The sequence below is a fragment of the Streptomyces sp. WI03-4A genome (genome assembly GCF_033792105.1).
GTDB lineage: Bacteria > Actinomycetota > Actinomycetes > Streptomycetales > Streptomycetaceae > Streptomyces > Streptomyces collinus_A.
The window spans coordinates 37,781-63,520 of record NZ_JARAUO010000011.1 but is presented as its reverse complement, the minus strand read 5'-3'; the positions used below and the strand labels follow the sequence as shown (position 1 = coordinate 63,520).

Sequence of the window (25,740 nt, the reverse complement as noted above, 5' to 3'; positions counted from 1 at the left end):
CCTCTCCTTCAGGATCCTGCTTCAGTGCTTCGGTACTTCGTGGTCACTACTGGTGTCACTTCTTTACACGAACAGTCTTTGTGGACCGGGTCTCGAGAGTCATCTCGTCGGCCTCCGCGACCTTCGCCTTCAGTCGCACAGTACCTGTCGCCGCGTCGACCACGTCCACCACCTTCGAAAGCAGTTTCGCAGTATCCGCGTTCCCCGAGGCACTCGCGAGCTGAACAGCACGCCCCAATTTGGCCGTTGCCCCGTCGAAATCACCCGCTTTGCGAAGGTCGAGCCCCTGCTGGATGGCTTGTGCCAGTTCGGCCTGCCCGGTGTAGTGCGCCACCTGCGGACTGATCGAGGTCGAGGCGGCCATGTCGTCGGTCCACACGGCCCGTACGAGCCCCTGCGCCCCGAGGTTCTGTACCGATCCGTCCGCTTGTGGGACGACCAGGGAGACCCGCGCGGCGAGCATCTCCTGGCCGAGACCGGCCGCCGGGACCTCCACGCACAGGTGGTAGTCGCGGGACTCATCGCCCCAGGACCCGGTGGGGTAGTCCCCGGCGCGCGGGCCGGCCTCCGTGCGCCGGTCGGTCAACTCCTCCACGGTCGGCGCCACTTGCTTGACGAACCGGATGGTGGTGCCGACCGGCGTCCACACCCGCAGGGCCACGTCGGCGACCTCCTTGCCCATCGCCGTCTCCATCATCCGCGTGAAGTCGGCGGCCAGGCCCGCCGGATCGGCCACGATGTCCGCCGTGCCGAGCAGCGCCGAGGCGATGCCTGTGACTTCTTTCACTTCCCAGTCGGTGCCCACGCCGCGCGCGTCACAGGTGAACCGCCCGGCGCACGCGTCCAGCGCGGCCCGCAGGTCCTCCGGCGACTCGTGCTCGTTGCGTCCGTCGGTGAGCAGGATGCCGTGCCGGATGGCGACGTCGGCCGAGGACAGCAGCCGGTCGGCCAGCCGCAGCCAGGTGCCGATGGCCGTACCGCCGCCCGCGCTCAGCCGGCGCAGCGCCTGCTTGGCCTGCTCGCGGGTGGCGGCGTCGGCGACCGCGAGCCGCCCGCCGCCGGGATAGACCTCCTTGGCGACGTGCGTCCCGCCGATCACCGCGAAGTGCACGCCGTCGCGCAGGGTGTCGACGGCGGCCGCCGTGGCGTCACGGGCGTTGCGCATCTTGGTCGGCGGGTAGTCCATGGAACCCGAGCAGTCGACCATGATCGCCACCGCGGCGGAGGGCCCCCGGCCGGGCGCGTACAGGTGCGGGGCCGCGACGGCGCTGCCGACCGTGCCGCCACCGGTCGCGGTCACGGTGACGATGGCGTTGACCTCGCGGCCGCCCTCGGGCAGGTACTCGTTCTGGTAGACGTCGACCGAGAACTGCGGCACGTTCGACTTGGCGAAAATGGCCATGCTGCTTCGAATCCCCCTAGTACACCCCGCTCACGCGAGGCAACGCGTGTGGCCGGACCGGTCCCCTCCGGTCCGTCGAGGCCTCCCCGTCGTGTCGGGCCTCAGGCCGATCCTGCCCCCTGCGGCGGCGCGGGGAACGGCAGGAGGGCCACTGTTACGTTGTCGTGGCCCCCGCCGTCCAGGGCGTGGCCGACCAGGACCCGGGCGGCGTGCAGCGGACGGGTGGCCGCGTCCAGCGGCACGATCTCGGCCATCTCCTCGGCCGTCTCGGCGTAGTTCCACAGGCCGTCGGTGCACACCACCACCACACCGGGCCGGTCCGGCTTGAAGGACGCGGTGTGCGGCTCCAGTTCGTAGGCGTCCGCACCGAGCCAGCCGGTGATGGCGTGCGCGCGCTCGTCCGCGTACGCCTCCGCCTCGTTCATCAGGCCGGCCGCGACCATCTGCGCGGCCCAGGAGTCGTCCTCGGTCAGCCGGGCCACGGGCGCGGAGCGGTCCGCCGGCACCCAGTAGGCACGGCTGTCGCCGACCCAGCCGACCACCAGCAGCCCGGAGGTGACCACCGCGCCGACGATCGTGCACGCCGGGGCGTTCTGGTGCGGGGCGTGCTCACGGGCCGAGGCGGGCTCCCCGGCCAGCGCGTCGACCGCCTGCGCGGCGGCCACGATCGCCTCGTGCATCGCCTGCTGGGGGTGCGTGCCGCGGGGCAGCGCGGCCAGCAGGAGGTCACCGGCCGTCCGCGCGGCGGCCGCCGAGGCCTCGTCGGGCCGGGTCGCGGAGGACACGCCGTCGCAGACCACCGCCACGGCGGCGGGCGTGCCGTCGGGCAGCGCGGTGTCCCCGACGGCGAAGGAGTCCTCGTTGCGGTGGTGGCGCAGGCCGCGGTCGCTGACCGCGGCCACCGGGCCCGACTCCCGCTCCATGTGGTCGCGTTCGCGCGGCTGGGCGTGCCCGCAGTTCTCGCAGTAGCCGTCGTCGTCGACCTGGCCGGCCCGGCAGGCCACGCACACCTTCGCCGCGCCCTCCGGTACGGCGGCGTCGGCGGCCACGCGTGGGTCCGGTGCCTGCAACGGGTACTCCTCGGGTTCCGCGGGCCGGTCGAAGCGCACACCGGACGCGGGCGGGTCCTGGGGCTCCTGCGGGTGCTGCTGCTCCCGCCCGTGCAGCGGGTTGCCGCCCGAGTCGGTGCCGGGCACGTCGGTGGCCCGGTGCGCCGTGGGCGGCGTGCCACCGGAGCCGGCCGGGTCGGGGGCGGGCCAGTCCACGCCGTCAGCGGGCGCCGCCGGACCGGTCATGGTGAGCGTCGGATGGTCCTGCGGCGGGGCGGGCACGACGGACAGGTCGTATCCGCACGCGCCGCAGAAGAGGTCACCCGACTCGAGCGGCTCCGCGCAGCTCGGGCACTTCGCCAGTGCGGCCTGCTGGGGCATCTGCGACATCAACTACACCCACGTCCGGGGGCGGTAACGGTTGGCCCGTTCCACCAGCTCGATCCTCTCCTCACCGCCGGGCGCGAGGCGCGCCAGCGTGCGGTACGCGCGCTCCAGGCCGAAGCGGAGGCCCCGCTCGTCCAGACCGCTGCCGAGCAGCACCCGCCCGCCGGTGGCGGGCAGGTCGGCTCCCTGGCCTCCGGAGAGTATCCAGTCCAGGGCGCTGCCGAGCACTTCGGCGGACAACTGCTCGCGCCGGGCGGGGTCCAGACCGTACGTCCGAAGCGCCTCGACCTGGCCCGCGGCGGCGGTCAGGTCGTCCAGGAACGGTACGTCACCGGCGACCACCGTGCGCTGTCTGAGCCGGGCCCGGACGGCCGCGACCCGGGCCGCCGTGTAGTGGATGGAGGACTCCGGCACCGACTCCAGGGTGCCCACCGCGCTCTGCCGGTCACCGGCCGCGAGCTGCACCCGGGCCAGGCCGAAGGCGGCGCTGACGAAGCTCGGGTCGGTCGCCCACACCAGCCGGTAGTACTCGGCCGCGTTGTCCAGCTGGCCCAGCACCTCGGCGCACAGGCCGAGCGCCAGCTTGGGCGCGGCCTCGCCCGGGAAGGCGTCGTAGACCGCGTCGAAGGACAGCGCCGCGCCCTCGAAGTCGCCGGTGACCAGGGCGGCCGTGCCCCGGTACCACACCACCCGCCAGTCGTCCGGCCGTTCGCCCTCCAGCTCGGCCAGCGCCGCCAGCGCGCCCGGGTGGTCGCCGCTCTCCAGCCGGGCGCGGATCTGCCGCAGCCGGGTCTCCACGGTCCGTACCGGAGCCGCGTCCAGCGCGGCGATCAGCTCGGCCGGCGCGGGCGCCATCAGCCCCGCGAGGAAACCGGCGTTGGGGTCGCCCGGGTCGACCAGCGGGACGGGCAGCGCGAGTGCGGCCGCGGGGGTGTCCACGGGCTTGACGAGGGCCGGCGGGGGCAGCGCCGGGGCGGACCCGGCGCCCCGCGCGGCCCGTGCGCCCAGGCGTGACACGTCCCCGTCGAGGCGGGGGAACAACTCCGAGTCGGTGACCCGCACTTCCGGCCCGAACAGCGTCGACAGCGCGGGCCTGGCCTGCCCCGTCTGCAGCGAGACGACCTCGCGCAGCACCCCGGTCAGCTGCTCGGCCATCTCCTGCGCCGAGGCGAACCGGCGGGCCGGGTCGGGGTCGGTGGCCCGCACGAGGAGCCGGTAGAAGGACTCGTAGCGGTGGAAGACCTCGATGTTGTCCGGGTCGGGCAGGGAGTCCACGAAGACGTTCGTGTAGCCCTGGAAGTCGAAGGTGAGCACCGCGAGGGTGCGGCCCACGGTGTACAGGTCGCTCGCCACCGACGGGCCGATCTCGGCGACCTCCGGTGCCTGGTAGCCGACCGTGCCGTAGATCGCCGACTCGTCGTCGTCCATGCGGCGCACCGCGCCCATGTCGATCAGCTTGAGCTGGTCCTCGGTCTGGATGGCGTTGTCGACCTTGAAGTCGCAGTACAGCAGGTTGCGGCTGTGCAGGTGGCCCAGCGCCTCCAGCGCCTCGATGCCGTACGCGCACGCCTGCTCCACCGGCAGCGGGTCGCGTCGGCCGTCCGGCGTGCGGCGGGCGTTGGCGATCTCCTTCAGCGACTTGCCGCCGACGTACTCCATGACGATGTAGCCGTCGAGGGAGCCGGTGCGCTGGTCGAGGTGCTCCACGAAGTTGTAGATCCGCACGATGTTGGCGTGCTCGATCTCGGCGAGGAAGCGCCGCTCGGAGATCGCGGCGGCCATCGCGTCCTGGTCGCCGGTGTCGAGCAGGCCCTTGAGCACCACCCAGCGGTCGGAGACCGCCCGGTCCACCGCGAGGTAGATCCAGCCCAGACCGCCGTGCGCCAGGCAGCCGGCCACCTCGTACTGGCCGTGCACGACGTCCCCGGCCTTCAGCTTCGGCACGAACGAGTACGGGTGCCCGCACTTGGTGCAGAAGCCCTCCGTGCGCCCGGGCCGGTCGCCGCGGGCCCGGCCGACCGGCGCCCCGCAGTCGGAGCGCGAGCAGAACCGCTTGCGCTCGGGCACCTCCGGGTTGTCGAGCACCATCGCGCGCGGGTCGGGCCGCGGCACCTGCGGCACGGACACCAGACCGGCGCCGAGCCGGCCGCGGGCGGAGGTCCCGGAGGAGGAACCGGAGCTGCGCACCGAGACCGAGCGGCCGGTGGCGCTGCCCGCCAGGGAGCGGGAGAGCCGCCCGGACACCGACCGCCGCGACCTGGACGACTGCGACGACGTCCGCGCGCTGCGGCCCGTGGAGCCCGAACCACCGCTCGCCGAGGAGCCCTTGGTGACCCCGGTGGGCGGCGAGCCGACCATGCCGGTCGCGGAGACGACCGGGGCGAGGCCGCAGGTGTCGCAGTACAGCTCACCGCCGCCGACGTCCTCGTACGCCCCCTCGCAGCCGGGCCGCTGGCACGGCCGCTGTGCCTGACTCATGACGACTCACTCCTACGGTCCTCGGGCCCGCCCTGAGGGGGGATTCCGGGCGTGCCGAGCTGCTCGGCCGCCGCCTGCTGGTAGCGCAGCACGGCCTGCTCGGCCACCCGCAGGTCGCAGGGCGCGCTCCACAGCATCCGCCGGGCCGCGTCGTACCGCTCGATCAGCAGCGGGTCCTCGGCCAGCCCGTGCCGGGCCACCTTCGCCCGGTACGCGTCGAGCCGGCCGCGCAGCTCGGCGCGGACCGCGAGCGGCGCGGTCACCGCCGTCAACGACTCGCGGGCCCGCAGCAGTTCGTCCTCGGCCTTCTGCTCCAGCGACTCCAGCAGCGGTGACAGCCGGTGCCAGCGCGCCTGCCGCCGGTACTCGGCGGCCGTCGCGAGCTGCTCCTGGAGCGCGGTCGGGGGCCCGCTGACCACGGGCACCTCGGTCGCCGCGATCTTGGCGAGCACCTCGCCGCGCGCGGTGCGCGCCTCGGCGAGGGTGCGGTCCGCCCGGGAGAGCAGGTCGCGCAGCCGGATCAGCCGCGTCTCCGCGTCCTGGCGCACGGTGAGCACCGCGTCGATCTCCCGGCGCACGTCCTCCAGGGCGCGCGCCTCCCGGTCGTACACCGTGGTGTCCGGCCGGCCGCCGCCGGGCGCCGAACTGCCCTCGGCCGGCACCCAGAATGCCAGCGGGTCGGAGACCACGTCCTCGCGCAGCCCGGTCAGCGTGCGTGTGATGCGCTCCAGGTCGTCGCCGGCCGGGTGCTCGCCGGGGCGCACGCCGACGGAGTGGGCGAGCTTGCGGGTGCGCTGGAGCTCGGCGGCGAGTAAATCGATCCGCGCGGGCAGCGCCGACCAGACGGCGTCGGCGGTGACGACCAGGTCGAGCGAGGAGGCGTACAGCTCGTTCATCCGGTCGACCAGGGCGGTGAGCGAGAAGCCCTCGCTGAGCCGGCCCGTGTGGCCGGCGCCGCCGGCGCCGTCCGGGACGGTGACGGACTCGCCCCGCAGCAGCTCGGTCAGCTCCGCCAGGTCCTCGCGGCTGGACCAGCGGCGCCGGGCGCGGATCTCCCGGGCGGAGCGCAGCGCGGCCGTGTAGGCGTCGAAGTAGGCCCACAGCAGGGTGATGGACGCCTCGGCGGCGGCCCAGCGCTCCCGGGTGACGCCGGTCAGCTCGGCGCCTTCGAGGAGCCTGCGGCCGGCGTGGTCCTGGAGGGCGAGCAGCGAGGTCTCGATCGCCTCGTGCTCGGCGCCGAGCCGGGCCAGCGCACGGTCCACCTCGTCCCGGTCCATCACCGGCCCGGCGGGGTCCGTGACGCCCATCGATCACCTCTCGCTGCTGTGTGGTTGGCCTGGTCGGGTTCGGTCGGGGCGCGCTCAGTCCGTGCGCAGGTACTGCGGGGCGGGCGGCTTGGACGGCCCAGGGTCCTTGCCCAGTGTGGCCGCGAGCCAGGTGTCGTACGAGGTCTGCCAGCCGTGCGCGCGGTAGTCGACCAGGATGCGGTTCACCCGGCGTACCAGATCGTTCGCGTCCCTTTTCATCGCCACGCCGTAGTACTCGGTCGTGAACGCCTCGCCCTTGAGTTCCAGCGTCGGGTCCTGGGCGGCCTGGCTCGCGGCGAGCGCGCCGTCGGTGACCACCGCGTCGACCTCGCCGAGCTGGAGCCGGACCAGGCAGTCGAGCTGGTTGGGGACGGTGGTGGAGATGTCGGTGGAGGCCGGCAGGGTGCCCTTGTCGCGGTCCGCCTTCAGCTTGATGTACGCGGTCGAACCGGACGCCGTGCAGATCCTCTTGTGCGCGAGCGTGCCGTTGTAGCCGGTCACATCCGACGACTTGGGCGCCAGCACCTGCTGCCCGGTCTTGAAGTACGGCGCGGAGAACGCGACGTCGCCGAGCCGCTCGCAGGTGATGGTCATCGTGCGGACCACCATGTCGACCCGGCCGTCCTTGATGGCGGGGATGCGCTGGCTGGTCGGTATGGCCTTGAACTGGACGGCGTCCGGGTCGCCGAGGATGTCCGCGGCGATCTTGTGGACGAGGTCGATGTCGAAGCCCTCCAGCTCCGCGCCCTCGGTGTTCGGGTTGCGGTAGCCCCAGTGGTAGCTGTTCTGGTCGACGCCGACGACCAGCTTGCGCTTGGCGCCCGTACGGGACTTGATGGCCTCGATGGTCGGTCCGTCCGCGCCCGACGGCGGCAGCGTCCTGTCCTGCGCCTCGGAGTCCTTGCAGTCGCCGGCGCGCGCCTGGAGGCCGGTGGCCGCCCGGGCGCCCGCCGGGTCGTCCTGGACCGGGGTCTGGGTGCGGGGCAGCAGCAGCACGGCCGCCAGCGCCAGGACGCACAGGACGGCCATCGCGCCGACCCCGCCCCAGCCTCGCAGGGAGGTCCGTACACGGCTCGCGTACATCGTCCTGCCCCCTGTCACCGGTACTCCGAAAGCCTGCGCCCGATGCCCGCGACGGCACCGGCGGCGCCCAGCACGGCGAGCACCGCGGCCCCGAGGGTCAGCCCGGTCATGGCGTCCAGACCGCTGCCCGCGGCCTGCCTGAACTCGGTCTGCTCGTGGTCGATGGCGCGGGCGAGATTGCTGTCGACGCTGTCGAAGCACTCGCCGGTCGCGCCCTTGGCGCCGATCACCAGGTCGAGCGCCTGCTGGTAGTTGCCGTTCTCGTCCTCGCCACGGGCCGAGGCGTGGCGCTTCTTCCACACCGCCATGTTGCCCTGGGCCGCCGCGACCGGCTTGCTGCCCGCCTGGTCGTCGGCGAGCCCGGCAGCCTCGGTCAGTCCCCGGCCGAGCACGCCCATGTCCTTGTCGAAGTCGTGGTAGTACGCGTCGTACGTCTGCCCGCCGACCGTGACGGTCTCGGCGCCGCGCGCCACCAGGCTGAGGTTCTCGTTGCCGCGCGCCTTCAACGAGGCGATCCGCGCGTCGTGCAGCACCTTCAGCGAGCGGATGCCGTGGTCGTAGGAGCCGTTCAGCTCCGTGCGCGCCACCGCGTGCCCGACCACCAGCCACAGCAGCACCACCGTCGTCGCGGCCGTACCGGCGACGAGGCCGTGGTTCAGGACGCGGTTGGTGCGCCGGTAGGTGCGGTGCTGGGCCCAGCCCAGCGCGGCCAGGGCGAGTACGCCGAGCGCGATCGCCGCCCACGGGTACGGCGTCGCGTCCGCGTAGTCGGCGTCCAGCCGCTGGTTCTCCTTGGTGTAGAGATCCTCCGCGGCCGGGAGCATCTCCTGCTGCATCTTCTCGTTGGCGTAGCGCAGGTACGCGCCGCCGACCGGGTAGCCCTGCCGGTTGTAGGTCCGGGCGCGCTCGATCAGGCCCTTGTACTCGGGCAGCAGCCGGTTCAGCCGGGCGATGGTCGCCTCGGAGGACGAGCCCGGCTCCGCGTTGGCGGCGGCCGTGACGAGTCCGCCGGCCGCGGCACGGATGTCCTTTTCGTACCGGTCGCGGGAGGCCGCGCTCTCCTGACCACCCGCCAGGAAGCCGCTGGAGGCGGCCGTGTTGGCGTCGGCCAGCGACCGGTAGATCCCGGCCGCGCCCGAGCTGAGCGGCTGGCTGCGGTGCAGCACGTCGTCGGCGGCGGCCGCGCGCTCGGACGTCTGCCAGGCGGTGACCGCCCCGAACGCGACGACGAGCAGCGCCAGTACGGCCCCGATGACGCGCAGCCGGCCCGGCTCGGTGGTCGCGGCGGCCCGCAGCCGCTCGGCGCCCTCGGCGAAGGCGGTACGGCGGGGGGCCGGGGGCGGGCTCACGGGCGCGGGTACGGCCGGGCCGGGCTGCGGGGGAACGGCGGGCAGGGCGGGGCCCGCCTGTGGCGGCGCCGCGCTGCTCTTCGGCGGGTGTGTCACTTGACCTCCCCCATGGTCATCCGTTCGCCGCCAAGTATCGCCGCCCGGGCCGGCATCCGCACCAGCCTTCACGCGATCTTGATCGGATCGCAGCGCAACCTACGGCATGCCGGCGCGGGGAGCGTGCCGCACCACCCCCCGTCCCTCAACACGCCCTGTGCGGCTGTTCGGTTCCTTGTAGCCTTCGCGGGCATGCACGGACGACCGAGTCACGAGCCCGGCACGCCCCGCACGGCGCGGCACGACTGGTGGGGCGTGGTGCTGGAGGCACCCGACCCGGGCGCCCTGGCGCGCTTCTACGCGGACCTCCTCGGCTGGGAGATCGCCTGGGAGGACGACGACGGGGCGGCCGTCGCGCCGCCGGAGGGCGTGGCCTACCTCGCCGTCCAGCGCTCGGCCGGGTACGCCCCGCCGGTCTGGCCCGCCCGGGCCGGTGAGCAGCGGATGACCATGCACCTCGACTTCGAGGTGGCGGACCTGCCGGCCGCCGTGGCGCACGCGCGGGAACTCGGCGCGCGGGAGGCCGGCCACCAGCCGCAGCCCGGTGTGCGGGTGCTGCTCGACCCCGCCGGCCATCCCTTCTGCCTCTACGTGGACGCAGGCGGCGACTAGGGCCTGTTGCGAAAGTGGTCCTCTGCCGTGCGACGCCCGGCCGCCCTTCGGGCGACGAGGCCACTTTCGCAACAGGCCCTAGGTGGTCGCCTGTTGCCGGCCCCGCGCCCGGGGCAGGCCGGTCTCCCAGTGGGCCCGCGCCCGCGCCTGTGCCGCCGCGCCCGCGCCGAGCCGGTCCAGGCCCAGCAGGGCCGCGCCCAGGACCGGACCGGCCGTCACCACCCGGACGTCGGCCTTCGGGGCCCGGGCGGCCAGCAGCTCCCGGACGCCGTCGTCCAGCCGGGCGTGGCCCGCGGTCAGCACGCTGCCGCCCAGCAGCACCGGCGTCTCCTCGGCCAGCAGTTCCAGGCGGGTCAGGGCCACCGTGGCCATCGTCGCCACCTCCGCGGCGAGCCGGTCCACGAGGGACCGCGCCACCGGGTCGCCCGCGGCGGCCGTCGCGAAGAGCACGGGCGTCAGCTCGTGCCTGCGGTCGTGCTCGACGTGCCCCAGGTGCAGGGCCTCGATCAGCGCGTACATGGACGGCAGCCCGAAGTGGGCCGGCAGCGTCCCGGCCAGCGCCGTCGGCCCGCCCCGGCCGTCCTCCGCCCGGGCCGCGTGCCACAGCGCCTCCTCGGCCAGGCCCCAGCCGCCGCCCCAGTCCCCGGAGATGCGGCCGATGGCCGGGAACCGGGCGGTGCGGCCGTCGGGGCGCATGCCCACGCAGTTGATGCCCGCGCCGCACACCACGGCCACACCCCTCGGCTCGGCCACTCCGGCCCGCAGGATCGCGAAGGTGTCGTTGCGGACCTCCACCGAGCCGCCCCACGCGCGCGCGTGCAGCGCGGTGGCCAACTGCTCCTCCTCCACCGGCAGATCGGCGTTGGCGAGGCAGGCGGAGACGTGCGAGACGGCGGGCAGGCCGGCGTCCGCGAGCGCCCGCCCGACCGGCTCGGCCAGGGCGTCCATCGCCGGGCCCACGCCCACCGCGGGCGGGCGGAACCCGCCGCCGCGCGCCGTGGCCAGCACCTCTCCGGAGGTGGTCACCACGGCCACGTCGGTTTTGCTGTTGCCCGCGTCGATGGCGAGGACGCTCGCGGTGTCGGTTGCGGTCAGGCCCACGCGAGGTGCTCCCGGTTGTGCGCGATCAGTCGGTCGGTGAGGGCGTCGGCGTACGCGTACTGGCCGATGAGGGGGTGGCTCAGCAGGGCGCGGAAGACCCGGTCCCGGCCGCCCCGCAGGGCCGCCTCCAGGGCCAGCTCCTCGTACGCCGTCACGTTCGCCACCAGGCCCGCGTACAGCGGGTCCAGGTCCGCGACCGGCAGCGGCACGGCACCCGTCGGGCCCACCGCCGCCTGCACCTCGATCACCGCGTCGTCCGGCAGGAAGGGCAGCGTGCCCTTGTTGAGCGTGTTCACCACCTGGTACGGGCTGCCCCCGCCGCCCAGCAGGGACGCCGCCAGGTCCACCGCCGCCTCCGAGTAGAAGGCCCCACCGCGCTTGGCCAGCAGGGCCGGCTTCTCGTCCAGGGCCGGGTCGCCGTACATCGTCAGCAGTTCCCGCTCCATGGCCGCGACCTCCGCCGCGCGGGAGGGCTTGGTGCCCAGCTCCCGCACCACCTCGTCGTGCGCGTAGTAGTAGCGCAGGTAGTACGACGGGACCACGCCCAGGCGGTCCAGCAGCGGGCGGGGCAGGCGCAGGTCGTCGGCGATGGCGTCGCCGTGTCCGGCCAGCAGTTTGGGCAGGACGTTCGCGCCCTCGGGGCCGCCGAGCCGCACGCCGGTCTCCCAGGTGAGGTGGTTCAGGCCCACGTGGTCCAGGTGCACGTCCCGGGGGTCGGTGCCCAGCAGCGCCGCGAACTTGCGCTGGAGCCCGATCGCCACGTTGCACAGCCCGACCGCCCGGTGACCGGCCTGCAGCAGGGCGCGGGTGACGATGCCGACCGGGTTGGTGAAGTCGATGATCCACGCGCGCGGGTTGGCCCGGCGGACCCGCTCGGCGATGTCGAGGACGACCGGGACCGTGCGCAGCGCCTTGGCGAGACCGCCCGCGCCGGTGGTCTCCTGGCCGATGCAGCCGCACTCCAGCGGCCAGGTCTCGTCCTGCTCGCGGGCCGCCTGGCCGCCGACCCGGAGCTGGAGCAGCACCGCGTCGGCGCCCTCGACGCCGGCGTCCAGGTCGGAGGTGGTGACGACGCGGGCCGGGTGGCCCTGCCGGGCGAGGATGCGGCGGGCCAGGCCGCCCACCAGCTCCAGGCGTTCGGCCGCCGGGTCCACGAGGACCAGTTCCTCGACCGGCAGGGTGTCCCTGAGGCGCGCGAAGCCGTCGATGAGTTCGGGGGTGTAGGTCGAGCCTCCGCCGACCACGGTGAGTTTCATATGCGGATCAACCCTTCACTCCGGTGAGAGTGACGCCTTCGACGAACGCCTTCTGGGCGAAGAAGAACACGAGGATCACGGGGGCCATGACCAGCACGGTCGCGGCCATGGTGAGGTTCCAGTCGGTGTGGTGCGCCCCCTTGAAGGACTCCAGGCCGTAGGAGAGCGTCCAGGCGCCGGGATTCTCCGAGGCGTAGATCTGGGGGCCGAAGTAGTCGTTCCAGGCGTAGAAGAACTGGAACAGGGCCACGGCGGCGATGCCCGGGCGGGCCATGGGCACGATGATCCGCAGCAGGGTGCGCAGGTCCCCGCAGCCGTCCACCTTGGCCGCGTCCACGTACTCGTTCGGGATCGTCATCAGGAACTGGCGCAGCAGGAAGATGGAGAACGCGTCCCCGAATGCCATCGGCACGATCAGCGGCCACAGCGTGCCCGACAGGTCGAGCTGCTTCGCCCAGAAGAGGTACATCGGGATGATGACCACCTGCGGGGGCAGCATCATCATCGAGATCACCAGCATGAGGGACAGACTGCGGCCGCGGAAGCGGAACTTGGCCAGCGCGTAGGCGACCGGGAGCGAGGAGACCACGGTCAGTACGGTGCCCAGGCCGGCGTAGATCAAGGTGTTGCGCCACCAGGTCAGGAAGCCCGGGGTGTCGAAGACCTTGCGGTAGTTGGCCCACTCCCAGGTGTGCGGGACGAGGTCCCGGCTGAGCGCCTGTGAGTCGCTCATCAGCGAGGTGAGGAACACGAAGACGAAGGGCAGGGTGAAGAACAGCGCGGCGGCGACGCCGAGCGAGTGGACCGCGATCCACTCCAGGAGCGTCCTGCGCCGGGCGGTCCGCTCGGCCTCGGGCATCCGTCGCGCGGCCTTGACCGGCTTGTCGAGTACCTGGGTCATGGTCAGTCACCTGCCTGGACGAGGCCGCCCCGGCGCCGCATGAGCAGGGCCGTGAACGCCATGGACAGGGCGAACAGCACCAGCGCCACCACACAGGCGGAGCCGTAGTCGAAGCGCTGGAAGCCGAGGTTGTAGACGAGCTGGGGGAGGGTGAGCGTGGACTTGTCCGGGTAGCCCGGTTCGAACTGGGTGCCGGCGCCCTGGATCACGCCCGAGGCGACCTTCCCGGCGACCAGCGGCTGCGTGTAGTACTGCATCGTCTGGATCACGCCGGTGACCACCGCGAACATCACGATCGGGGAGATGTTCGGCAGGGTGACGTAGCGGAACCGCTGCCACGCCGACGCCCCGTCCAGCTCGGCCGCCTCGTACTGCTCCGCCGGTACGTCGAGCAGCGCGGCCATGAAGATGACCATGAGGTCGCCGATGCCCCACAGGGCGAGCAGGGTCAGGGCCGGCTTGGACCAGGCGGGGTCGTTGAACCAGCCCGGCGCTGAGATGCCCGCCTTCTCCAGCAGGGAGTCGACCGGGCCCGTGCCGGGGTTGAGCAGGAAGGCGAAGGCCATGGTGGCCGCAACCGGCGGGGCGAGGTAGGGCAGGTAGAACAGGGTGCGGAAGACCCCGGCCCCGGTCTTGATCTTCGTGATGAGCAGTCCCACACCGAGCCCAAAGACGACCCGGAGGGTCACCATGACCAGCACCAGCCACAGCGTGTTGCGCAGGGCGGGCCAGAACAGCGGGTAGTGCTCGAAGACGTACGTCCAGTTCTTCGTGCCGCTCCACGTCGGCGGCCGGAAGCCGTCGTAGTGCATGAACGAGAAGTAGACCGTGGAGATCAGCGGATACGCGAAGAAGACCGCGAAGCCGATCAGCCAGGGTGACATGAAGGCGGCCGTGCGCAGCGCCGACCTGCGGCGTTTCGAGGCGAGGGTGAGCGTGGTCATGGCTACTTCGCCTGCGCGATGTCCGTGTCGATCTGCGCGGCCGTCTTCCTCAGCCCGGCCTTCAGATCGGTGACCTTGCCGCTCTCGTAGTCGTAGCCGAACTGCTGGATCGTCACCAGGTACACACCGCCGTTGATCGATGCCGGCGTGGTGGTGGAGTCCGGGTTCGCGGCGATGTCCAGGAAGGTCTTGAACCGCGGGTCGTACTTCAGCTTCGGTGACTTCAGCGCCGCCAGCGTCGAGGGCACGTTGTGGATGTCGTTGGCGAAGCCGACCACCGCGTCGGTGTCCGTGGTCATGTACTTCACCAGCTCCCAGGCGGCGTTCTGCTTGTGGCTGGTGGCGGCGATGCCGGCGATGGTGCCGGTGATGTAGCCCTTGCCGTACTGGTCGGCCTGGTCGTCCGGGACGGGCAGCGGGGCGACGCCGATCTCGAACTTCGGCTTGGCCTCCTCGGCCATCCCGAGCCGCCACTCGCCGTCGAGCTGCATGGCGACCTGGCCCGTGTGGAAGGGGTGCTTGGGGCCCCACTCGTCGCCCAGGGTGGCCCGGAACTTCTCCAGTTTCTGGAATCCGCCGAGTTCGTCCACGAGCCTCTTCTGCAGCGTGAAGCCCTTCTCGAAGGCCGGGTCCGTGGCCAGGGCCGACTTGCCGTCCTTGCCGAAGTACGTGGGCGAGAACTGCGCGAAGTAGTGCTCGGTGGTCGACTCCCAGCCGTGGTAGTCCGGCATGAAGCCGAGCTGCTTGTAGCCGCCGTCCTGGGGGATCGTCAGCTTCTTGGCGTCGGCCTCGAACTCGGACCACGTCTTCGGCGGGTGCGCGATGCCCGCCTTCCCGAACGCCGTCTTGTTGTAGTACAGGCCGTAGGCGTCACCGAGCAGCGGCACGGTGCAGCGGTTGCCGTCGAACCGGGTGTACTCGTTCATCGCCTTCGGGAAGGTCGTCTCCGGGTCGATGTCCGCCTTCTTGAAGAAGGGGCCCAGGTCGATCAGCGCGCCCGACGAGCAGAACTTGCCCACGTTGTTGGTGGTGAAGGACGAGATGACGTCGGGGGCCCGGTCGCCGCCGCCGCGCAGCGCCTGGTTGATCTTGTCGTCGGTCATGTTGCCGACGACGTTCACATGGATGTTGGGGTGCGTCTTCTCGAAGCCGGCGACCAGCGACTTGACCGCCTTCACCTCGTTCGGCGCGCTCCAGGCGTGCCAGAAGTTGATCGTCGTGTCCTTCGACGGGTCGTCCGTGGCACCGGAGTCCGACTGGCCGGTGCACGCGGCGGTGAGCAGTACGGCGGAGGCGGTCAGGGCGAAAGCCGCTTTTCGGGCCACTCGGGGTATGGCTGTGGGCATGACGAGGTCTCCCAGGGACGGGGGTCGGGAAAACAGGGGAAACAGCGAATGCGGGGAAAGCAGGGAAAGCAGGGACAGCGGGGAAGGCGGGTGCGCTCAGCGCGAGGTGTCGAAGACCTCGTCGCGGGTGGCGGCGAGCGCGGACTCCAGCGCGCCGCGCAGGACGGGGTGGTCGTGGACGTCGCCCACGACCAGCCGTGGCCGGGCCGCGGCCAGCTCCTCCAGCTCGGCCTGGACGAGGGCGCGCAGCACCTCGCCGCCTGCCGTCAGGGCGGAGCCGCTGAGGACGACGAGTTCGGGGTCGAGGACGGAGACGAGCGAGGCGAGACCGGTGGCCAGCCGGGTCGCGTAGGTCCGCAGCAGCTCCCGGTGCGGGCCGCCCGCGTGGTCGGCGGCCCGGGCCAGCAGTTCCGCGGCGGCCTCGGTGTACGGCCCCGACGGCACGTCCTCGATGCCGAGTTCGCGGGCCAGCTTCGGTACGGCCTGGGAGCCGGCCAGTTCCTGGTAGCCGCCGCTGTTGGCCTTGGTCACCTGGCGCACCAGCGGGGTGCCGGGTACCGGCAGGAAGCCGACCTCGCCGGCGCCACCGGTCCACCCGCGGTGCAGCCGGCCGCCGAGGACGAGGGCGGCGCCCATGCCCTCCTGGTTCCACAGCAGCACGAAGTCCGCGTGGCCCCGGGCCGCGCCGAGCCGCTGTTCGGCGACGGCGACCAGGTTGACGTCGTTCTCGTACTCGACCGGCATCGGCAGCGCGGCGGCGAGTTCGTCGAGCAGCGCGGGGGAGTGCCAGCCGGGCAGGTGGGAGGCGTAGCGCAGCCGCCCGGTGCCCGGGTCGAAGGCGCCGGGGGTGCCGATGACCAGGCGGTGCACGTCGTCCCGGGCGAGCCCGGCGGCCTTCACGGCGCCGTCGAGGGCGTCGGTGACCTGCCGGACGACCGGGTGCGCCGGGCGACGGCCGGGGGTGGGCAGTTCGAACTCGCCGACGGTGCGGCCGGTGACGTCGGCGACGGCGGCGCGGATGCGGTGCGGGGTCACGTCCAGCCCTGCGGCGTACGCGGCGGCCGGGTTGACCGCGTAGAGCTGCGCGTTGGGTCCCGGCCGGCCCTCGCTGGTGCCGGTGACCCGGACCAGTCCCGCCGCCTCCAGGCGGGCGAGCAGTTGGGAGGCGGTCGGCTTGGACAGGCCGGTGAGCTTGCCGATCCGGGTGCGCGACAGCGGCCCGTGTTCCAGCAGCAGGTCGAGGGCGGCGCGGTCGTTCATGGCGCGCAGGACGCGCGGGGTGCCCGGCGTACCGGCGGTTCCTGCCATGCGTCTCGACACCTGCCTTTCCAGCCGCCCAGCTTTTCAGTGACCCGGCCTTGCCGTCCAGCCTTGATCACCGGCCGCCGGGAAGATCACTGTTAGGAAACTTTCCTATTGGCGTGGGAGGAACGTAAGCCCAGGACGAAGAGGGCGTCAATAGACAACGCCCCCGAGGCAACAGAGTCGTTACCTCGGGGGCGTGGGTCCGGGCGGGGTGCGCCCGGTCCGCGGTCTACTTGGCGGGCGGTGTCGAACGCTGCACCGCGATCGGCGTCGCGGCCGCCGACTGCGGGGAGTCCGCGTTGGAGTACGCCGACGGAGCCGCCACCGCCGCCGTCGGGTCCGGGGTGCCCTCGGCGTCCTCCAGGGCCGTCGCGCCGCCCACGATGCGGATGCTCGCCGCGTCGAAGGCCCGCTTGATGCGCCAGCGCAGCTCCCGCTCCACCGTCACCGACTTGCCCGGCATGGTCCTGGCCGTGACCCGGACCACCATGGAGTCGATCAGCACCGAGTCCAGGCCGAGCACCTCGACCGGACCCCACAGCAGCTCGTTCCAGGGCTCTTCCTTGGTCATCTTCTCGGCGACCTCGTCCAGCGTGGCCTTGACCCGGTCCAGGTCCTCGCCCGCCTTCACGGTCACGTCGACCCCGGCCGTCGCCCAGCCCTGGGAGAGGTTGCCGATCCGCTTCACCTCGCCGTTGCGGACGTACCAGATCTCGCCGTCGGCGCCGCGCAGCTTGGTCACCCGCAGCCCGACCTCTATCACCTCGCCGGAGGCCACGCCCGCGTCGATCACGTCACCGACGCCGTACTGGTCCTCCAGGATCATGAACACGCCGGAGAGGAAGTCCGTGACCAGGTTCCGGGCACCGAAACCGATCGCCACACCGGCCACACCCGCCGAGGCCAGCAGCGGCGCCAGGTTGATCTTGAACGTGGACAGCACCATCAGCGCGGCCGTGCCCAGGATCAGGAAGCTCGCCACCGAGCGCAGCACCGAGCCGATCGCGGCCGCCCGCTGCCGGCGCCGCTCGACGTTGACCAGCAGCCCGCCCAGCGCGCTGCCCTCCGCCGTCTGGGCCGACCGGGTCATCCGCTCTATCAGCTTGGTGATCGCCCGTCGGACCATCGCTCTGAGCGTGACGGCCACGACCACGACCAGCAGGATCTGCAGACCCATCGCGAGCCAGGTCGACCAGTTCTGCTCCACCCAGCTCGCCGCGTTCGTCGCGCTCTCCTGGGCGTCCTGGAGCGAGGGAACGGCCGGTGCGGTCGAACCGGAGGGGGAGGGGGACGGTGACGCGCCGGCGGCCAGCTGGACGACGGGCAAGGACACGGCAGGTACCTCCATGGTGCTGCGCGGTCCGTCCGGCAGGGCGGTCAAGGCGGGGCGGTCAAGGCTTTCGCGATCACGAAAAGGTCACCGGACGGACAGAACCAACACACTAACGGGGCATCGTGTGTGCTCCGCGCCGTTCCGCGGGGAGAGACCGGTCTCACCCCGGCTTGAACAGGTCATGATCCTGGGGATCCATCAGGTGTGGTCGAAAACACTCCCAGCCCGTTACCGGGACATGGTGGCGCGTTCACCAGGCATGAGGGGAGACTGACTGCAGATCGTCCCGGCGCGAGCCACGCGCCGCCGACGCCCAAGGAGGCACCCGTGCCGCATGTCCTGGTCCTCAACGCGTCGTACGAGCCGCTCGGCGTCGTACCGCTCCGCCGCGCGCTCGTCCTCGTCCTGGAGAACAAGGCCGTCTCCCTCGAGGAATCCGGCGCCTTTCTGCACAGCGCGACCGTCACAGTCCCCGCACCCAGCGTGGTCCGGCTCAAGCGTTTCGTCCGGGTTCCCTACCGCGGGCCCGTTCCTCTCACCCGCCGCGCGCTCTTCGCCCGGGACGGGGGCCGGTGCATGTACTGCGGTGGCGTCGCAACCAGCGTCGACCACGTCATCCCGCGCAGCCGCGGGGGCAAGCACGTCTGGGACAACGTGGTGGCCTCCTGCCGCCGCTGCAACCACGTCAAGGCCGACCGCCACCTCGTGGAACTGGGCTGGCGGCTGCGCCACAAACCCGCTCCGCCCACCGGTCTGGCCTGGCGCATCATCGGGACCGGCCATAGGGACCCGCGCTGGCTGCCCTACTTGCAGCCGTACGGCGCGGACGACGCCATGGCCCGGATCGACGGCATCTCCGCCTGACGATCCGGGCTTTCGCGCACCCCGTGGCCGAACGGGACCGATCAGCCACGGGGCCCTTCGGCGCGCGCCCCGTACACCGCGTACGCGGCGGCGCCCAGCACGAAGGCGGCGAGGGCCGCCGCCCAGGCGCCCGGCTGCGGGCCCGGCTGCATGGGCCAGGCCCACACCGTGACCGCGCGCCCGCGCGTCCCCACCGAGGCCAGGTACACGGCGCTCACATAGCCGAAGGCGGGCAGCCAGCTCAGTCGCGCGCCGAGCAGGACGGCCGAAGCCGCCGTGACGCCCGTGCAGCCGAGCGTGTTGCGGACCACCGCGGGCGCGCCGAACGTCTCCGCGTGCCCCAGCACCGCCAGCGGCAGCAGCGTCGCCGCCAGGGCCGTCAGCGCCCCCAGCTGCGCCAGCCGGCGCGGCCACCACGGCCGTACCGCCGTCCGGTCCAGCTCGTCCGAGGCCGTGTGCAGACTCGTGCCGATCACCGCGGCCGCCATCAGCGGGGCCAGCGCGACGACCGGCACCCGGCGGTCGGGGTCCAGGTAGGCGTCCAGGCCGCGCGCGGCCCAGACCGCGAAGGCGGTGGTGCCGGCCAGCGCGAGCAGCGCGAGCGGAACGGCGCGGGAGCGGGCGTAGAGCACGAGTCCGGTCACAGGGCCGGCACCCCCTTCACGTCACAGGTGCCCGCCGTCGCGAAGTACGCCGACAGCCACTCCCGGCGGTCCTGGTCGTCCATGGTGCGCAGCCGGGCGCGCGCGGCCTTGCGGGACCGTGCCTGCGCACGCTGCTCCGCGCTGCCCTTCGCGTCCCACGCGTCCGTGTCGTCCTGGAGCGGGCTGGGCGCCAGGTAGGCCTCCACCGCGTCGTCGGCGAGGAGCATCCGCCGCGTCGGGTGGAGACATTCGGGGCGCCGTTCCAACGCCGCGGCCGCCTCCCAGGCGTACTGCCGCGGATCTGTCAGCCGCCCCCGCACGACCGACCAGCCCAGCGGCGTCAGCATGGGTAGCTGGGCCTCGGGGTCCCGTGGCTCGTGGTTCACGTCCTCCCAGCGCGCCGGCAGGTTCCGGACCCCCTTGAGCCTGCCCGTGATGCCCGACAGGGCCTCGCCGATCTGCGGGAGCATCCCCGCGTACCGGGCCTCGACGCAGATCGCCGGGGTGGTCGAGGTGTCGCAGACCTGCCGGTGGGCGGCCGGGTCCTCGTGCCACAGGCCGTCCCCGGCCTGCACCAGCACCGTCGCAGCGGCCACGGCGGCGGCCAGCGGCAGCAGGGCCGTCGCCCGGCGCCGCGCGGCGGAGCCGAGCGCGGCGGCCAGCGCCAGGCCGGCCGTCCACCCGGCCATCGCGAGCGGCTGCCACCACACCGGGACGTCCGTGTCCATGATCGGGAAGGCCGGGTCGAGAGGTCCGGCGAGCCCCGGGTCGGCCGACGCGAGCACACCGAGCCCCACGTACCCGGCGATCGCCAGCAGCGGCGCGGCCAGCCGGGTGGGCACGGCCCGGCCCACCACGTGCCCGAGCAGCGCGGCCGCCGCCACCGCCACGGCGTCCCCGGGCACCGTGCCGAACCGGGGCCGGTCGCCCTGCGCGTAGGGCCAGGTGGCGAGCATCGCGAGCGCCGCCGCGACCAGGTGGCCGGCCGCCGTCCAGAACGCGACCGGCAGCGCCGAGGCCAGGAACCGGACCAGCGGCGTCCGGACGACCGTCCCCCACAGCTCCTCGGTACGGCGCCGCCGCTCCCGCCCGCCCTGCCAGCACCCCGCCGCCGCGGCCAGCGGAACGGAGACCAGCACGCTGTTGTGCAGCTGGGCGGCGGTCTCCGCCCAGCCGCCCTGCCAGTGCGCCGAGCTGCCGACCAGCAGCACTCCGAGCGTGAGCACCACGGCGGCCCCGGCGATGGGTGCGAAGCCGCGCACGGCCTCGGCGCGCAGCGGATGGGACACGCGTACGGGCGTCTTAGGTATGGTCACCGCACTCATCGCACCGACTCCCGCGCACCCGTGGCCCGGTGGGCCCGCAGCGCGGCGGTGTAGCCGCGCTCGATCGGGTGGTCGCCCGGTCCGTCCGAGGTCTCGCCCAGCTCCGAGAGCGACCGCGGTGTGCCCCGGTAGGCGATCCGGCCCGCGTCCAGCAGGGTGACCTCCGTGCAGGCGGCGGCCACGTCCTCCACCAGGTGGGTGGAGACCATCACCGTGGCCGAGGTGCCGAGTTCGCGCAGCAGCTCGCGGAACTCCACCCGCTGCTCGGGATCAAGACCGGCGGTCGGTTCGTCCAGCAGCAGCACGCCCGGTTCGTTGACGAGGGCCTGCGCGATGCCGACCCGGCGGACCATGCCCCCGGACAGGGTGCGGATCTTCGCGTCGATGCGGTCCGCGAGACCGACCCGGGCCACCGCGTCCGCCACAGCGTCCGGCACCCGTGCGGCGGGCACCTCCTTCAGCCAGGCCACGTACGCGACGAACTCCCGCACGGTGAAGCCCGGGTAGTAGCCGAACTCCTGCGGCAGATAGCCGAGCCGGCGCCGGACCTCGGCGCGCCCCCGCTCCTCGGCGGTGTCCCGGCCGAGGATCTCCACCCGGCCGTCGGACGGCTGCGCCACGGTGGCCAGTACCCGGATCAGCGAGGTCTTCCCGGCACCGTTCGGCCCGAGCAGGCCGTGCACCCCGGTGCCGAGGTCCAGGCCGACGCCGTCCAGCGCGAGGGTCTTGCGATGCCGGACCCGCAGGCCGGTCACGCTTACGGAACTCACAAGGGTCTCCCAGAGGGGACGCCGGGACGGGCCACGGACGGCCGCGGTCACCGGCGGATCGAAGAATCAGAGAAAAACGAAGAACATCGGAGAAAATCGGAGAAAAGGCGGGATCGAGGAATCGGTGGGTGGAGAAATCGGCCCTAGCGGCGCGGCAGGCGGTCGTAGGCCGGGCGGCGGGCCGCGAGCAGCGCCGCGCTGAGCACGGCCGCCGCCGCCCACGCGCTCTGCGCCCCCGCGCCGTCCAGGCAGCGGGAGAGCTGCTCGGCCAGCCGTTGCGTGGCCTCGCCGCCCGGCGCGGCCGGCACCGGCGCGAGCACCGCGCACAGCCAGCCCCCCGCCGTCGCGGCGGCCGCCGTCCGGAAGCCGGTGAAGGACGCCAGGGCCAGCGTGGCCAGGGACAGCGCCAGCCCCGGCAGCAGCCAGGCCGCGGCGGCCGGGGCACCCGAGGCGGGCAACAGCCAACCGGTGAGGGTCAGCAGCGGCAGGCACACCGCGAGCACCATGGCCGTCCGGGTCAGCGCGAGCCGCAGCCCGCCCGCCGGGGTGGCCGCGACCACCTCGTACAGCGGGTCGGCGTGCGGCCCGTAGGACAGTGCGACCCCGGCGACCGGCACGACCGGGGCGATCGCCAGCAGCAGCGCCCGCGCCCCGTGGAACCCGCCGCCGAATTCCAGGACCATCGCGCCCAGAGCCACCAGCAGCACGGCGGGCAGCCACGCCCCGCGCACCGCGGGCCCGGCGGCCCACAGCAGACGGGCGGCGCGGGGCGGCCCCGGGACCGGCGCCGGAGCCGGTACGAGCGGCCGGGCCACCGGCGGGGCGGCCGCCAGCACCGCCTCCCCGACCTCGGCCAGCAGCGCGGCGGGCGCCGTGCCGCGCACCGCCCGCGACACCCGGACGGCGCACTGCGTGCAGCCTTCCAGGTGCTTCTCCAGCGACCAGGCGTCCGGCTCCGGCAGGGAGCCGTCGGCGTAACGGGCGACGAGGTCGTCGCAGGCGTGCCACACACGGGCGTTGCCGCGGGTCATGCCGTGCCTCCCAGCGGGGACGGGTGCAGGTGGTCCAGGGCCGCGCGCAGCTCGGCGCGGGCCCGCCGGGCACGGGACTTGACCGTGCCCTCGGGTATGCCCAGCAGCCGCGCGGCCTCCCGGGTGCTCAGCCCGTCCACGACGGTCGCGCGCAGCACCTCGCGCAGCTCCGGGGAGATCCGGTCCAGGGCCGCGCCGACGTCGCCGTACTCCAGACCGGCCAGCACCCTGTCCTCGGCGGACGCCGCGGCCGCGTACCGGCCGTGCGGCTCCGGCTCCAGCGGCGGGCCCGCCAGCCGGGCGGCCCGCTCCTGCGCCCGCCGGGCGTCGACCAGCCGCCGCGCGGCGATGGTCCACAGCCAGCCGCCGGCCTCCTGCCCGCGGTGCCCGGCCGCCGACCGCCACACCGTGACGAAGGTGTCCTGCAGCACCTCCCGGACGACCTCGGGATCGGCGCAGCGCCGTGTCAGCCGCGCGTACAGCCATCCCGCGTGCCGGTCGTACAGCTCGGCCATCGCCGCGGCGTCGCCCGCCGCGACGGCCCGCAGCAGTGCCGCGTCGCCACCGGCGCCGTCCTCATCCCGCTGGCCCCCCACGGGGCGGAACAGTCTCACACCCCCTCTATCGACGGCCCGGCCGGTACCGGATCACCACCAGGCGCTCACCCCTGCCCCACCGGTCGTGGAGAGTGCCGCCGCCGTCTCTGGGTAGGCCTGCCGTAACCACCGCAAGCCGCAGCAATCGACCCAGTGACAAGGAGGCCTCCGTGGCCGCACCGGCTCGTCTCACGATCCCGGCCCAGTGGAAACCCGTGGCGGACCCGTCCGCCGAGACCACCGACGTACAGGCGTGCGTCTTCAGCGCGGAGGCCGCGTGCGCGGAGGCGCCACTGACCAGTGAGCCGCCGCTGCCCGACGCCGAGCCGCTGACCAGCGAGCCGCCGCTCGCCGACGCGGCCCCGCTGACCAGCGAGTCCGACCCGGTCCCCGACTCGTTCGACGCGGTGCTGTAGATGACCGCGGCGCACGAGGACGAGCCGCACGCGCACGAACCGCACGGGGACGAGCCGCAGGAGGACGGACCGCTGGCCCGGCTCGCCGGGCTGCACGGGGTCGCCACCTCCTACCGCCCCGCCCCGGACCGCACGGTCGCGGTCCCCGCCTCCGCCGTGGTCGCCGCCCTGGCCGCCCTCGGCGTCGACGCGGGCACCCCGGACGCCGTCCGCTCCGCGCTCGCCGGGCGGGAGCGCGAGCTGCGCGAGCGGCTGCTGCCGCCCACGGTCGTGCACTGGGCCGGTGACCCGAGCGGCCCCACCGCCCTCACCGCGCTGCCCCCCGGCACCCGGCTGACCGTCGAGACCGAGCAGGGCGAGGCGCGGGACGGCGCCGAGGGCCTGCCGCTGGGCGTCCACCGGGTGACCGCCACCGCCCCGGACGGCCGCACCGGCCAGGCCCATCTCGTCGTCGCGCCGGACCGGCTGCCCGCCCTCGCCGGCCGTTCCTACGGCCTGCTCGTGCAGCTCTACTCGCTGCTCTCGCGGCGCTCCTGGGGCATGGGCGACCTCGGTGACCTGGCCGAGCTGGCCGGCTGGGCCGGCCGGACCGCGGGTGCAGGCTTCGTGCAGGTCAACCCGCTGCACGCGGCCGTGCCCGGAGCCCCGACCGACCCCTCCCCGTACCGGCCGTCCTCGCGCCGCTTCCCCGACCCCGTGCACCTGCGGATCGAGGCGATCCCCGAGTTCGCCCACCTCGACGATCCCGCGGACCGCGCCCGGCTGCAGGAACTGCTGGAGCGCGCCGCACGGCTGCGCGCCGCCGTCCTCGACAAGGGCGACCTCATCGACCGGGACGCGGTGTGGGAGCTGAAGCGGCAGGCTCTGGAACTGGTCCTGGAGGTGCCGCTCGGACCGGGGCGGCAGGCCGCCTACGACGCCTTCCGCGCCGAGGAGGGGCAGGCGCTGGAGGACCACGCCACCTGGTACGCCCTCGCCGAGACGTACGGCCACGACTGGCACCGGTGGCCCGAGCCGCTGCGCGACCCCCGCTCCGCCGCGACCGCGCGGGCCCGCGCCGACCTGGCCGCACGCGTCGACTTCCACTCCCGCCTCGCCTGGCTCACCGACGGCCAGCTCCGCGCCGCGCAGCGCACCGCCCGCGAGGCCGGCATGCCCGTCGGGATCGTGCACGACCTCGCCGTCGGGGTGCACCCGTCGGGTGCCGACGCCTGGGCGCAGGGGGACCACTTCGCCGCCGGGATGTCCGTCGGCGCCCCGCCCGACGCCTTCAACGCCCGCGGCCAGGACTGGGGGCTGCCGCCCTGGCGCCCCGACCGCCTCGCCGCCTCCGGGTACGCCCCTTTCCGCCGGCTCCTGCGCGCCCTCTTCCGTTACGCCGGCGCCCTGCGCATCGACCACGTGATGGGCTTGTTCCGGCTCTGGTGGGTGCCCCAGGGCAGCCCGCCCACCGAGGGCACCTACGTCCGCTACGACGCCGAGGCCATGCTGGCCGTGCTCGCCCTGGAGGCCTCCCGCGCCGGGTCGGTGGTGATCGGCGAGGACCTGGGCACCGTGGAGCCGGGGGTCCGCGAGACGCTCCAGCGGCGCGGGGTGCTCGGCACCTCCGTGCTGTGGTTCGAGCGGGACTGGGAGGGCGACGGCCGTCCGCTGCCGCCGGAGCGCTGGCGCGCCGACTGCCTGGCCACCGCCACCACCCACGACCTGCCGCCGACCGCCGCCCGGCTCACCGGCGACCACGTCGAGCTGCGCGACCGCCTCGGCCTGCTGACCCGCCCGGCCGCCGAGGAGCGCGCGGAGGCGACCGCGGACACGGCGGAGTGGCTCGCGCTGCTGGGCAGCCTCGGGCTGCTGGACAGTCCGGCGGCCGGGCCCCCGGGCTCCGACGAGCAGGCGGAGATCGAGGGCGTCCACCGCTTCCTGCTGCGCACCCCGGCCCGCCTGATCGGGGTCTGGCTCCCGGACGGCGTCGGCGACCGGCGGCCGCAGAACCTGCCCGGGACCTGGGACCAGTACCCGAACTGGCGGCTGCCCATCGCCGGTTGTGACGGCCGTCCGGTCGCGCTGGAGGAGCTGACGGCGTCGCCGCGGCTGCGCGCGCTGCTGGAGGTCTGCCGGGCCGGGGAGGGGGCCGGGCCCGTGTAG

Annotated in this window: 22 protein-coding genes; 4 read left to right on the top strand and 18 right to left on the bottom strand. The window is 73.7% G+C overall.

Going from position 1 to position 25,740, the window contains the following annotated elements:
- Positions 1-55 precede the first annotated feature (55 nt).
- The 6 genes from PV343_RS14510 to PV343_RS14485 form a co-directional block, all read right to left on the bottom strand.
- Positions 56-1,402 carry a vWA domain-containing protein gene (locus tag PV343_RS14510; RefSeq protein ID WP_319147309.1) on the bottom strand — a complete coding sequence of 449 codons (1,347 nt, stop codon included), beginning with the start codon at positions 1,400-1,402 and terminating at the stop codon, positions 56-58.
- Positions 1,403-1,503: 101 nt separating this feature from the next.
- Positions 1,504-2,841 (bottom strand): protein phosphatase 2C domain-containing protein, encoded by a 1,338-nt coding sequence (locus tag PV343_RS14505; RefSeq protein ID WP_319147308.1) that lies wholly within the window; start codon positions 2,839-2,841, stop codon positions 1,504-1,506.
- A gap of 3 nt (positions 2,842-2,844) precedes the next feature.
- Positions 2,845-5,316, bottom strand: coding sequence for a serine/threonine-protein kinase (locus PV343_RS14500; protein WP_319147307.1), 2,472 nt, complete (start codon positions 5,314-5,316; stop codon positions 2,845-2,847).
- Positions 5,313-6,623, bottom strand: a complete 1,311-nt coding sequence (locus PV343_RS14495; RefSeq protein ID WP_319147306.1) for a hypothetical protein — start codon at positions 6,621-6,623, stop codon at positions 5,313-5,315. The genes PV343_RS14500 and PV343_RS14495 overlap by 4 nt, the downstream gene beginning before the upstream one ends.
- Before the next feature lie 54 nt (positions 6,624-6,677).
- Positions 6,678-7,706 carry a glutamate ABC transporter substrate-binding protein gene (locus tag PV343_RS14490; protein WP_319147305.1) on the bottom strand — a complete coding sequence of 343 codons (1,029 nt, stop codon included), beginning with the start codon at positions 7,704-7,706 and terminating at the stop codon, positions 6,678-6,680.
- A gap of 14 nt (positions 7,707-7,720) precedes the next feature.
- A complete protein-coding gene (locus PV343_RS14485) occupies positions 7,721-9,151 on the bottom strand; it encodes a hypothetical protein (protein WP_387949784.1) in 1,431 nt (476 codons plus the stop codon).
- 192 nt (positions 9,152-9,343) lie between these two features.
- Here PV343_RS14485 and PV343_RS14480 point away from each other — a divergent pair, with 192 nt between their 5' ends.
- Positions 9,344-9,763: a VOC family protein gene (locus PV343_RS14480; protein WP_319147304.1), complete on the top strand. Its 420-nt coding sequence runs from the start codon at positions 9,344-9,346 to the stop codon at positions 9,761-9,763.
- 78 nt (positions 9,764-9,841) lie between these two features.
- Here the strand turns inward: PV343_RS14480 and PV343_RS14475 are convergent, their stop codons facing one another.
- From PV343_RS14475 to PV343_RS14445, 7 genes are all read right to left on the bottom strand, one after another.
- On the bottom strand, positions 9,842-10,864 hold the full coding sequence (locus PV343_RS14475; RefSeq protein ID WP_319147303.1) for an N-acetylglucosamine kinase: 1,023 nt from the start codon (positions 10,862-10,864) through the stop codon (positions 9,842-9,844).
- A complete protein-coding gene (locus tag PV343_RS14470) occupies positions 10,855-12,120 on the bottom strand; it encodes a 6-phospho-beta-glucosidase (RefSeq protein WP_319147302.1) in 1,266 nt (421 codons plus the stop codon). Before PV343_RS14470 ends, PV343_RS14475 begins: the two co-directional genes overlap by 10 nt.
- 7 nt (positions 12,121-12,127) lie before the next feature.
- The gene (locus tag PV343_RS14465; RefSeq protein WP_319147301.1) at positions 12,128-13,021 is read right to left on the bottom strand and encodes a carbohydrate ABC transporter permease; all 894 of its coding nucleotides are present in this window, start codon (positions 13,019-13,021) and stop codon (positions 12,128-12,130) included.
- Between the two features lie 2 nt (positions 13,022-13,023).
- Positions 13,024-13,965 (bottom strand): carbohydrate ABC transporter permease, encoded by a 942-nt coding sequence (locus PV343_RS14460; RefSeq protein WP_319147300.1) that lies wholly within the window; start codon positions 13,963-13,965, stop codon positions 13,024-13,026.
- Between the two features lie 2 nt (positions 13,966-13,967).
- Positions 13,968-15,311: an ABC transporter substrate-binding protein gene (locus PV343_RS14455; protein WP_319147299.1), complete on the bottom strand. Its 1,344-nt coding sequence runs from the start codon at positions 15,309-15,311 to the stop codon at positions 13,968-13,970.
- A 96-nt stretch (positions 15,312-15,407) separates the two neighbouring features.
- The gene (locus tag PV343_RS14450) at positions 15,408-16,619 is read right to left on the bottom strand and encodes an ROK family transcriptional regulator (RefSeq protein WP_319147298.1); all 1,212 of its coding nucleotides are present in this window, start codon (positions 16,617-16,619) and stop codon (positions 15,408-15,410) included.
- A gap of 226 nt (positions 16,620-16,845) precedes the next feature.
- Complete coding sequence (locus PV343_RS14445; RefSeq protein WP_319147297.1) at positions 16,846-17,964, bottom strand: mechanosensitive ion channel family protein; 1,119 nt, start codon at positions 17,962-17,964, stop codon at positions 16,846-16,848.
- Between the two features lie 312 nt (positions 17,965-18,276).
- On the opposite strand from PV343_RS14445, the gene PV343_RS14440 reads away from it, so the two are divergent.
- A complete protein-coding gene (locus PV343_RS14440) occupies positions 18,277-18,813 on the top strand; it encodes an HNH endonuclease (RefSeq protein WP_319147296.1) in 537 nt (178 codons plus the stop codon).
- A 41-nt stretch (positions 18,814-18,854) separates the two neighbouring features.
- On the opposite strand, the gene PV343_RS14435 is transcribed toward PV343_RS14440, so the two are convergent.
- From PV343_RS14435 to PV343_RS14415, 5 genes are all read right to left on the bottom strand, one after another.
- Positions 18,855-19,457 carry a hypothetical protein gene (locus PV343_RS14435; RefSeq protein ID WP_319147295.1) on the bottom strand — a complete coding sequence of 201 codons (603 nt, stop codon included), beginning with the start codon at positions 19,455-19,457 and terminating at the stop codon, positions 18,855-18,857.
- Entirely contained in the window at positions 19,454-20,782 is a 1,329-nt protein-coding gene (locus tag PV343_RS14430; RefSeq protein ID WP_319147294.1) for a hypothetical protein, read from the bottom strand. The genes PV343_RS14435 and PV343_RS14430 overlap by 4 nt, the downstream gene beginning before the upstream one ends.
- Positions 20,779-21,537: an ABC transporter ATP-binding protein gene (locus tag PV343_RS14425; RefSeq protein ID WP_387949919.1), complete on the bottom strand. Its 759-nt coding sequence runs from the start codon at positions 21,535-21,537 to the stop codon at positions 20,779-20,781. The genes PV343_RS14430 and PV343_RS14425 overlap by 4 nt, the downstream gene beginning before the upstream one ends.
- Positions 21,538-21,695: 158 nt before the next feature.
- Positions 21,696-22,583 (bottom strand): zf-HC2 domain-containing protein, encoded by an 888-nt coding sequence (locus tag PV343_RS14420; protein ID WP_319147292.1) that lies wholly within the window; start codon positions 22,581-22,583, stop codon positions 21,696-21,698.
- The gene (locus PV343_RS14415; RefSeq protein WP_319147291.1) at positions 22,580-23,197 is read right to left on the bottom strand and encodes an RNA polymerase sigma factor; all 618 of its coding nucleotides are present in this window, start codon (positions 23,195-23,197) and stop codon (positions 22,580-22,582) included. The genes PV343_RS14420 and PV343_RS14415 overlap by 4 nt, the downstream gene beginning before the upstream one ends.
- A gap of 152 nt (positions 23,198-23,349) precedes the next feature.
- Between PV343_RS14415 and PV343_RS14410 the strand changes: the two genes are divergently transcribed.
- Positions 23,350-23,595 carry a hypothetical protein gene (locus tag PV343_RS14410; protein WP_133921117.1) on the top strand — a complete coding sequence of 82 codons (246 nt, stop codon included), beginning with the start codon at positions 23,350-23,352 and terminating at the stop codon, positions 23,593-23,595.
- Positions 23,596-25,740 (top strand): 4-alpha-glucanotransferase, encoded by a 2,145-nt coding sequence (gene malQ, locus PV343_RS14405; RefSeq protein ID WP_319147290.1) that lies wholly within the window; start codon positions 23,596-23,598, stop codon positions 25,738-25,740.

Coding starts and splice junctions, on each gene's coding strand:
- PV343_RS14510 (WP_319147309.1), bottom strand. CDS start 1,402: ATGGCCATTTTCGCCAAGTCGAACGTGCCGCAGTTCTCGGTCGACGTC.
- PV343_RS14505 (WP_319147308.1), bottom strand. CDS start 2,841: ATGTCGCAGATGCCCCAGCAGGCCGCACTGGCGAAGTGCCCGAGCTGC.
- PV343_RS14500 (WP_319147307.1), bottom strand. CDS start 5,316: ATGAGTCAGGCACAGCGGCCGTGCCAGCGGCCCGGCTGCGAGGGGGCG.
- PV343_RS14495 (WP_319147306.1), bottom strand. CDS start 6,623: ATGGGCGTCACGGACCCCGCCGGGCCGGTGATGGACCGGGACGAGGTG.
- PV343_RS14490 (WP_319147305.1), bottom strand. CDS start 7,706: ATGTACGCGAGCCGTGTACGGACCTCCCTGCGAGGCTGGGGCGGGGTC.
- PV343_RS14480 (WP_319147304.1), top strand. CDS start 9,344: ATGCACGGACGACCGAGTCACGAGCCCGGCACGCCCCGCACGGCGCGG.
- PV343_RS14470 (WP_319147302.1), bottom strand. CDS start 12,120: ATGAAACTCACCGTGGTCGGCGGAGGCTCGACCTACACCCCCGAACTC.
- PV343_RS14465 (WP_319147301.1), bottom strand. CDS start 13,021: ATGACCCAGGTACTCGACAAGCCGGTCAAGGCCGCGCGACGGATGCCC.
- PV343_RS14460 (WP_319147300.1), bottom strand. CDS start 13,965: ATGACCACGCTCACCCTCGCCTCGAAACGCCGCAGGTCGGCGCTGCGC.
- PV343_RS14455 (WP_319147299.1), bottom strand. CDS start 15,311: ATGCCCACAGCCATACCCCGAGTGGCCCGAAAAGCGGCTTTCGCCCTG.
- PV343_RS14450 (WP_319147298.1), bottom strand. CDS start 16,619: ATGGCAGGAACCGCCGGTACGCCGGGCACCCCGCGCGTCCTGCGCGCC.
- PV343_RS14445 (WP_319147297.1), bottom strand. CDS start 17,964: ATGGAGGTACCTGCCGTGTCCTTGCCCGTCGTCCAGCTGGCCGCCGGC.
- PV343_RS14430 (WP_319147294.1), bottom strand. CDS start 20,782: ATGAGTGCGGTGACCATACCTAAGACGCCCGTACGCGTGTCCCATCCG.
- PV343_RS14420 (WP_319147292.1), bottom strand. CDS start 22,583: ATGACCCGCGGCAACGCCCGTGTGTGGCACGCCTGCGACGACCTCGTC.
- malQ (WP_319147290.1), top strand. CDS start 23,596: ATGACCGCGGCGCACGAGGACGAGCCGCACGCGCACGAACCGCACGGG.